At 70.1% G+C, this 6,144-nt stretch carries 5 protein-coding genes and 2 CRISPR repeat arrays; all 5 genes read left to right on the forward strand.

All coding sequences use genetic code 11. The annotated features are described in order from the left end of the window. Nucleotides 1–9 precede the first annotated feature (9 nt). Genes cas5 through cas2 form a run of 5 tightly spaced genes read left to right on the forward strand, consistent with a single transcriptional unit; the run spans nucleotide 10 to nucleotide 4,857 of the window. Nucleotides 10–720, forward strand: coding sequence for a CRISPR-associated protein Cas5 (cas5, locus tag AC060L_RS21770; RefSeq protein WP_483800512.1), 711 nt, complete (start codon nucleotides 10–12; stop codon nucleotides 718–720). Further along, nucleotides 702–3,089, forward strand: coding sequence for a CRISPR-associated helicase Cas3' (gene cas3, locus AC060L_RS21775; RefSeq protein ID WP_483800513.1), 2,388 nt, complete (start codon nucleotides 702–704; stop codon nucleotides 3,087–3,089). The genes cas5 and cas3 overlap by 19 nt, the downstream gene beginning before the upstream one ends. Next, entirely contained in the window at nucleotides 3,086–3,607 is a 522-nt protein-coding gene (locus AC060L_RS21780) for a CRISPR-associated protein Cas4 (protein ID WP_483800514.1), read from the forward strand. Before cas3 ends, AC060L_RS21780 begins: the two co-directional genes overlap by 4 nt. Next, complete coding sequence (gene cas1b, locus AC060L_RS21785; protein ID WP_483800515.1) at nucleotides 3,607–4,587, forward strand: type I-B CRISPR-associated endonuclease Cas1b; 981 nt, start codon at nucleotides 3,607–3,609, stop codon at nucleotides 4,585–4,587. Before AC060L_RS21780 ends, cas1b begins: the two co-directional genes overlap by 1 nt. A 6-nt stretch (nucleotides 4,588–4,593) precedes the next feature. Further along, the gene (gene cas2, locus AC060L_RS21790; protein WP_483800516.1) at nucleotides 4,594–4,857 is read left to right on the forward strand and encodes a CRISPR-associated endonuclease Cas2; all 264 of its coding nucleotides are present in this window, start codon (nucleotides 4,594–4,596) and stop codon (nucleotides 4,855–4,857) included. A gap of 89 nt (nucleotides 4,858–4,946) precedes the next feature. Further along, a CRISPR array of direct repeats spans nucleotides 4,947–5,376; the repeat unit is 30 nt; unit sequence GTCGTCATCAGCCCTGGAGGGCTTGCAACG. Nucleotides 5,377–5,473: 97 nt separating this feature from the next. Further along, a CRISPR array of direct repeats spans nucleotides 5,474–6,031; the repeat unit is 30 nt; unit sequence GTCGTCATCAGCCCTGGAGGGCTTGCAACG. The last annotated feature ends 113 nt before the right edge of the window (nucleotides 6,032–6,144 follow it).

A 6,144-nucleotide genomic window follows, 5' to 3' on the forward strand; every position in this document is an offset into this window, starting at 1 on the left:
ACTGGCCCGGTGAGCGCCGGATCGGTGGCGGCCCTGCGTGCGACGTTCTACGCCCCGGTGGCCTCCTTCCGCGACCCGCTCTTTCCCGGCGTCAGCCGTGCCCTGCCGGTGCCGCCGCCCTCGACGGTCCGCGGGATGCTCGCCGCGGCCACCGGTGCCGCGGCCGAACCACTGGTCCTGGGCATGGCGGCCTGGTCCGAGGGGCATGGCGTGGATACCGAGACCTTCCACCCGATCGCCGCCGACGGCACCAATCCCGCTGGCGGGGGACGGGTTCGGGCCGGCAAGGGCGGCATGACGGTGCGGGAGCGGCCCTTCCTGGCGGGAGTCCACCTCACGGTATGGGTGCCTGAGCCGGACGGGGAGCGGATCCGCTGCGCGCTGCGCCGGCCGCGTTGGCCGCTGCGCCTGGGGCGCTCCCAGGATCTCGTGCAGCTCACCGGGCTCGCCCAGGTCGTCCTCGAACCCGCCCAGACTGCCGTCGTCGGGCACGCTCTCGCTCCGCTGGACGGCCACGACGTGCCCTTCGCGCTCGAGCACCGCCTCGCCGGCACCGTCTCGATCGACCGCCTCACCACCACCTGGGCCTCCTACCTGTGGTGCGACGAGCCCGCCGGCCTGGTCCCGGTGCGCGGCGCCTACCGCGAACTGCGCAGTGACGACACCAGCGCAGAATCACATGAAAGGGACACCCAGGCCGTATGGCTCCTGACCCCGTGAACTCCCCGCAGCGGCGCTCCCTCACCGACCTGCGGGCCAAGTCCCTGCCGCGCGAGGACCCGGAGCGGCTGACCACCCACCTGCGCACCGTGCACGCCGCCGTCGCCGAGATCGAAGCGCGGGTCGCCACGGTCGGGATCCTCGCCACCGAACCGGCGTTCTGGGCCCGGGTCCTGGCCGCGGCTCTGCTGCACGACGCGGGGAAGATCCTGGAGAGCTTCCAGCGTCAGCTCGAACCCGGCGGCAAGCCGTGGGGGGAGCGTCACGAGGTGTTCTCGCTGGCCTACGTCGATTTGCTGGCGGCGGCCGCCGGCTGGAGCCGCGAGGACCGCCTGCTGATCGCCACACTCGTCGTGACCCACCACCGGGCGCTGTACGGCGCGTCCACGTTCGGCGGCAAGCCCAGTCTGTCCCACCAGTACAACGAGCGGACCGACTGGCAAGCGGCCTTCGGCCAGGCGCCCCGGGGTAGCCGGGCGCAGGTGCCCAGCGGGCTGCACCGGGAGTTCGTCGCCTGGCTGGCCGGGTTCCTGGGCACCGAGCCGGCGCCTGCGCGCCCTGGCGACCCGCGGTTGACCGAGCGGGCCCGCCGGCTGCTGGAGGAGGTGCTCGCCGCCTGGCGCGAGCCCGTCAAGCCGCACCGCGGCCTGCTCGCCGTCCTCGCCCAGGGTGCGCTCACGCTGGCCGATCACGCCGGCTCCGCCCACGTGCGCTTCGACACCCACATGCCGCTGCCGACCGACTACCTCGCCCGCCTCCCCTTCACCCCGCACCCGCACCAGCGGGCCGCAGGGGAGACCCTCGGGCACCTGGTGCTGGTCGCCCCCACGGGAAGCGGCAAGACCGAGAGCGGACTCGCCTGGGCTGCCGCACAGTTGGCCTCGATGCCCGGCCTGCCACGGGTGGTGTGGACACTGCCCTACCGGGCTTCGCTCCACGCGGCCAGGGCCCGCTTCGAAGAGACCTTGCAGCCGGCCCCCGGCGACACCAAACCCGACATCGGACTGCTGCACGGCGCCGTTGCCCGCAAGCTCCTCACCGAGGCGACCGAAGACGACTGCGCCAACCCGCCGGGCAAGGACCACGCCCGCAAGGCCCGCGCCCGCGCCAACACCATGCGCCTGTTCGCCCAGCGCCTGCGCGTGGCCACGGTCCACCAACTCACCAACGCCGCCATCGCCGGCCCCAGCCACTCCTGCGTCCTGCTCGAACAGGCCAACTCGCTGTTCGTCCTGGACGAGCTCCACGCCTACGACCCCGAGACCTTCGGCCGCCTGTGCGCCGCGATGCGCCTGTGGGAGCAACTCGGCAGCAGGACCGCGGTTCTGTCGGCGACCCTGGCGCCACCGCTGCTGACCCTGATCGACGAGAGCCTCCATCACCCGGTCACCCTCCACCGCGCACCGCCCGGCACCGCACCCGTGCGACACACGCTCGTCCTCGACCCCGATCCGCTGACCGCCCCCGCCAGCATCGACCGCCTGCTCGCCTGGCTGCGCGAGGGACACAGCGTGCTGGCCGTCACCAACACCGTGGCCACCGCGCAGACACTCTTCAGCGCACTTGCCGAGCACGCGCGCGAACTGTGGCCCGACGATCCGGACGCGGCGCTCCTGCTCCACTCCCGCTTCAAGAACCGCGACCGTGACGCCATCGAACGGCGGCTGCTCGACCGCCATCCCGAACGCCGGCCCGGCGAGCCACGCCGCCCGGGCGGGCTCGTGGTCAGCACCCAGGCGGTCGAGGTCTCCCTGCAACTCGACTTCGACCGGGGCGCGGTGGACAACGCCCCCATCGAAGCCGTCGCCCAGCGCGCCGGTCGCGTCAACCGCCGCGGCCTGCACCCCGACGGCGCCGTCGAGTTCCGCGTCCACCGCACCACCGGCCACCTGCCCTACGACAAGGACGCCATCGACGCCGCCTGGTCGGCACTGAGCACCCTCGTCACCGAAGGCGTCGACACACTGAGCGAGGAGGACATCGACCGCCTCCTCCAACTCGCCTACGACACCGACTGGGGACGCGCCTGGGAGGACAGGGCACGGCAAGCACGCGACGCCTTCGCCACCGAGTTCCTCACCTTCACCGACCCCTTCGACGACCGCAGCGAGTTCGGCGGAAAACTCGCCGAACGCTTCGACACCGTCGAAGTCCTGCACCGCGACGACATCGACGAATACCGCCCGCTCGCCGTCGGCAAGAACGCCGACCCGCTCCTGGCCTCCGGCCTGCTCATCCCCCTGCGCCACCACCAACTCAAGACCTACAACGCCGAATTCGACCGTTCGCTCGGAGTCCACGTCATCGACGGCGAGTACGACAGCCTGCTGGGCCTGCGCCCGCCCGCCGAACCGGAGACCATCCTGTGAACCCCATCCCCACGGACCCCTTCCAGGACGCCGAGGCACTGGGCGGGGTCCACATCAAGTACCTGCGGCACTGCCCGCGCCAACTCTGGCTCTACATGCGCGGCTACCGCCCCGAAGCCGGCAGCGACCTGGTCGCCTTCGGCGAAGCCGTCAACGACACCACCTTCACCCGCCGCCGCGACATCGACCTCGGCGAAGCCGTCATCGACTGGGTCACCGCCGGCGCCATCGTCCACGAGACCAAATCCTCCCGCGCCCCCTCCCCGGCCCACGACGCCCAAGTCCGCCACTACTGCCTCCTCCTGGAACGCCGAGGCATCAACGTCCGCGGCGGAACCGTCCACTACCCCCTGATCCGCCGCACCACCGACATCCCCTGGAACGACCAGGCCCGCACCGACGCCGAAACCGCCGAAGCCGAGGCCCGCACCGTCATCGCCACCACCACGCCCCCCGAACGCCTCAACCGCAGCGCCTGCCGCGGCTGCTCCTACCTCGACTACTGCTGGGGAAACTGATGCCCGCCGCAGGCCGCACCTACTGGCTCACCGAACCCTGCCGCATCCGCCGCGAGGACAACAGCCTCCGCATCGAACGCCCCGACGGAACCCCGGTACACCTCCCCATCACCGACATCCGCGACCTCATCGCCTTCGACCACGTCGACCTCAACACCTCCGCCCTCTCCCTCCTCAACCGCCACGGCATCACCCTCCACATCCTCGACCACTACGGCAACCACGCCGGCCACTTCGCACCCGCCGAAGCAATGGCCTCCGCCACCGTCATCCGCCGCCAAGTCGAACTCACCGCCGACCCCACCAGGCGCCTCCCCATCGCCCGCGCCCTCCTCCTCGCCACCGCCGAAAACCTCCGCTGGACCCTGGAGACCGACCTCCTCGACCCCGCCCTCGCCACCCTGAACCGAGAGCTGCCCAACTGCCACGACACCGACGCCCTGATGGGTCGGGAAGGCAACTTCCGCCGCACCGCCTGGGCCGCCCTCGACAGCCAACTCCCCGCCTGGCTCCGCCTCAACGGCCGAACCCGACGCCCACCCACCAACGCCGGCAACGCCTTCATCAGCTACCTCAACGCCCTCGTCTACGCCCGCGTCCTCACCGCACTACGCGCCACCCCACTCCACCCCGCCATCGGCTTCCTCCACGCCGACACCGACCGCCGCCGCAACACCCTCGCCCTCGACCTCGCCGAACCCTTCAAACCACTCTTCGCCGAACGCCTGCTCCGCCGCGCCGCAAGCCAGAAACACCTCAAGCCCAGCGACTTCGAAACCGACGTCGGCCGAGCCTCACTCAGCACGAACGGCCGCAAGAAGATCGCCGCCCTCCTGCGGGACGAACTGGCCACCACCGTCCAGCACCGCACCCTCAAACGAAAAGTCAGCTACGAAGAGTTGATCCACCTCGAAACCCTCAAAGTGGTACGCCTGTGCCTGGAAGGCACCCCGTACAAGCCATTCCGGCCGTGGTGGTGAACAGCCGTGTTCGTCATCCTGGTTTACGACACCGCCGCCGAACGCAACCCCAGAGTCCTCAAAACCTGCCGCCAATACCTCCACTGGACCCAGCGCAGCGTCTTCCACGGCGAACTCACCACAGCCCAGTACCGAACACTGACCAGCGCACTCACTGCCGTGATCGACCCCGAATACGACAGCATTGTCACGTACACCTCGCGCGACCCACACATGATCGAAGCCACCACCATCGGCGTCCACCTCGGAGGCCCAGGAGACATCCTGTGACCAGCACAGATGCAGCACCAGACGCTCGCTGTGCCGCAGTGGATTGCAGCACATGCCAAACGGAGCCTGGTCTGGGGCTTTACCCTCGGGCCGTCATCAGCCCTGGAGGGCTTGCAACCCCGAGGTCCGCACCGAGCAGGCCGCCGAGAGCAGCGGTCGTCATCAGCCCTGGAGGGCTTGCAACGCGATCCCCAGTTCACGGGCCAGCCTCGGCCGGGAGTCGTCATCAGCCCTGGAGGGCTTGCAACGCGACGGCGACGGCCCAGACGAGGCCGTCACCGCGGTCGTCATCAGGTCGTCATCAGCCCTGGAGGGCTTGCAACGCGCCCAGTTCCACGACCCGCAGGCCCTGGTCCGCAGTCGTCATCAGCCCTGGAGGGCTTGCAACGAAGACGACGCCTTCCGGCGACCCGTCGTCCATGCGGTCGTCATCAGCCCTGGAGGGCTTGCAACGTGCCGTCGAACTCGCCCTCCAACCACATGCCGGCGTCGTCATCAGCCCTGGAGGGCTTGCAACGAGACCTCACCCCTCACCCCTGGGAGCACACGTGCGGTCGTCATCAGCCCTGGAGGCTCGCAACGCGAGCTGGGGGCAGTCGAGCACCGCGAGGATGTCGTCGTCATCAGCCCTAGAGGGCTCGCAACGCGGCTATCCACAGCGTCGTGAACTCGGGATCCAGCGTCGTCATCAGCCCTGGAGGGCTCGCAACACCGGCCGCGCACTCCCGGAGGCATCCGCCGCGCGCGCCGTCATCAGCCCTGGAGGGCTCGCAACACCGCACCCCGCAGCAGGAATGGTCGCGGTTCGCCGGCCGTCATCAGCCCTGGAGGGCTTGCAACGCGATCCCCAGTTCACGGGCCAGCCTCGGCCGGGAGTCGTCATCAGCCCTGGAGGGCTTGCAACGCGACGGCGACGGCCCAGACGAGGCCGTCACCGCGGTCGTCATCAGGTCGTCATCAGCCCTGGAGGGCTTGCAACGCGCCCAGTTCCACGACCCGCAGGCCCTGGTCCGCAGTCGTCATCAGCCCTGGAGGGCTTGCAACGAAGACGACGCCTTCCGGCGACCCGTCGTCCATGCGGTCGTCATCAGCCCTGGAGGGCTTGCAACGTGCCGTCGAACTCGCCCTCCAACCACATGCCGGCGTCGTCATCAGCCCTGGAGGGCTTGCAACGAGACCTCACCCCTCACCCCTGGGAGCACACGTGCGGTCGTCATCAGCCCTGGAGGCTCGCAACGCGAGCTGGGGGCAGTCGAGCACCGCGAGGATGTCGTCGTCATCAGCCCT

The sequence above is a fragment of the Kitasatospora sp. NEAU-69 genome, assembly GCF_057158765.1.